Origin of the sequence: Bacillus sp. RO1 (assembly GCF_012524115.1) — a bacterium.
Lineage (GTDB): Bacteria > Bacillota > Bacilli > Bacillales > Bacillaceae_I > Sutcliffiella_A.
Genome location: NZ_JAAZWB010000002.1, coordinates 1 through 1,408 on the forward strand (window position 1 = coordinate 1; position 1,408 = coordinate 1,408).

Below are 1,408 nucleotides of genomic sequence, written 5' to 3' on the forward strand. Positions count from 1 at the left end.
AAATCCTCGATCACTATGTAAAAGCGGCTGTTCACCATTCAACATGGCAGTTGCTTGATCCAAGGTTGTAAACACTAGCTGATTGTTATTTTTACGTCCTAAAACATAACTAATAATAGCCCCATCAGATAAATCTCGAATCGCACTCAAATAAGCCTTTGTGGCCTTAGCGAACTTAAACTCTGTAACGTCTGTCACCCACTTTTCATTCGGCTTTTCTGCTTGGAATTCCCGATTTAACAGGTTTTGGGCAATATGATTAGGAGTCGCTTTTTTGTAACGGCTCTTTTTTCTTCGAATAATGCTTTGAATGCCTAAAACACGCATTAATCTCAAGATTCGTTTATGGTTATAAGATTTTCCTAACCTACGATTCAAAGTAATAGTCACCCTACGATAACCATAAATACCCTGCACTTTTTCGAACACAGTAGTAATCTCTTTCATTAATTTTTCACTTTCTCGTTCACGTTTTGAGGGCTTTCGCTTCAACCACTTATAATAGGCAGACCGGGCAATCTCCGCAATATCACAGAGCATAACAATAGAAAACCCTTCTTCCTGTTCAAGTTCCTGAATGGCTAAATATATCTGCTCATGGCGTATCTGACTTATTTTTGCCTCCTTTCGATCTCCTCTAACTTTTTTAAAAAGGCGTTCTCTGCTCGTAATCGTTCATTTTCTCTTTCAAGTCTCTGCATCTCTCGTTGTATCTTTTGTTCAGGAGTAAGTTCCACTTCTTCCTTTTTCCTCCCACGTTTATCTCGGAGGGCTTCTTCGCCACCATTCTCATACTTTTTCACCCATTGATACACTTGTTGGTAAGAGACCTGAAAGGTCTCAGCTGCCTTATGAAAATCCATGCCGTTCTCTAGATAATAGTGCACAATCTCTATCCGTTCATTTAAGGTAGTTTTTCTTTTATTAGTCATAGTGAACTTCCTTCCTTTTAAAGTATCCTTTAGCTCTCTATGACTATTATAATTCTTAATCCACTTTTGGAGGACAGATTTACTTGATATTTCATACTTCCTAACAAGTTCTTTTTGAGAGTACCCCCCGTTAAGGTATTCCTGGACTACCTTCAGTTTATATTCCTTAGAATACTCCTTTGAGGTAGGGTATAATCCTTTCTCCCCCAGACTCTCATATCTATATAGCCAATTATATATAGTGGATGGACTAACATTATTTATATGGGCTAAATCTGTAATAGTGTGAGTTCGATTTTCCAAAGCCCTTATGACATTGATTTTGACATCGAAAGAGTTTGCTTTTTTTGACATTATAAATACTCCCCTTCGCGGAAACAGATTTTTGTTTTTTAATCTGTCTACGTAAAAGGGAGCATATCAGTATGAAGACCTCAGTGACAAATAAAAAGCTGGGGAGAGGTTCTCATCACCGG

At 37.9% G+C, this 1,408-nt stretch carries 2 protein-coding genes; both read right to left on the bottom strand.

All coding sequences use genetic code 11. From position 1 onward, the window contains the following. The coding region (locus tag HC179_RS00015) for an IS3 family transposase (RefSeq protein ID WP_168862480.1) at positions 1–672 on the bottom strand (672 nt) is incomplete at its 3' end. Further along, positions 612–1,286, bottom strand: a complete 675-nt coding sequence (locus tag HC179_RS00020; protein WP_168862479.1) for a helix-turn-helix domain-containing protein — start codon at positions 1,284–1,286, stop codon at positions 612–614. The genes HC179_RS00020 and HC179_RS00015, both read right to left, overlap by 61 nt. Positions 1,287–1,408: the final 122 nt, after the last annotated feature.

What these genes read in the sequence shown, in the direction of transcription:
- HC179_RS00020 (WP_168862479.1), bottom strand. Translation starts at nt 1,286, where the DNA reads ATGTCAAAAAAAGCAAACTCTTTCGATGTCAAAATCAATGTCATAAGG.